Source organism: Vibrio sp. 10N.222.46.A1 (assembly GCF_041473595.1).
GTDB lineage: Bacteria > Pseudomonadota > Gammaproteobacteria > Enterobacterales > Vibrionaceae > Vibrio > Vibrio tasmaniensis_A.
On record NZ_JBFRSN010001694.1, the window covers coordinates 1 to 500 of the forward strand.

At 41.8% G+C, this 500-nt stretch carries 1 pseudogene; it reads right to left on the reverse strand.

Annotation, left to right across the window (positions count from 1 at the left end):
• Positions 1–500, reverse strand: a pseudogene (locus tag AB4496_RS28910) (lipase); the annotation flags it as partial.

The window sequence follows — 500 nt, forward strand, 5'->3', positions numbered from 1 at the left end:
GTGTTGGTAGATCACAACATTAGTAGGATCAGAACCATTTGGCGTAAACAGTAAGAATTCGACGTCTTCTAATGATTTAACTTGAGGAACAGGTGAGTATTTGGTGATGACTCGCTCGCTATCAAGTGCAGAACCATCTTTAAGAGTCAGGTTTAAACCAATGAGTTTAAGCTGCTCTGTTTGACTCGTCGCTAATATACTTGCATCAATACCAGCAGCAATAAGTTGAGCGGCCATGTTCGCCTTTTCTGCACTATTACTTAGAGCATTTGAAACCTTAGCTAGGCTAGGCATAGCGGATTCAAACGGCTGAGTATTCCATTTGCTGCTGCTTGTTTCTAAGTAGTGAGGTAACTTAACCGACCCTTGACTTACATTGACATCTGCACTTGATGCATCGTACATCGCCCCAATAGCAAACTTGGCTTTAGCAATCTTAGTCGAGTCGCCGCCACCAATGTATTTATCAAAATCAGTGTCATTTGCTAATGCTGTTTTGA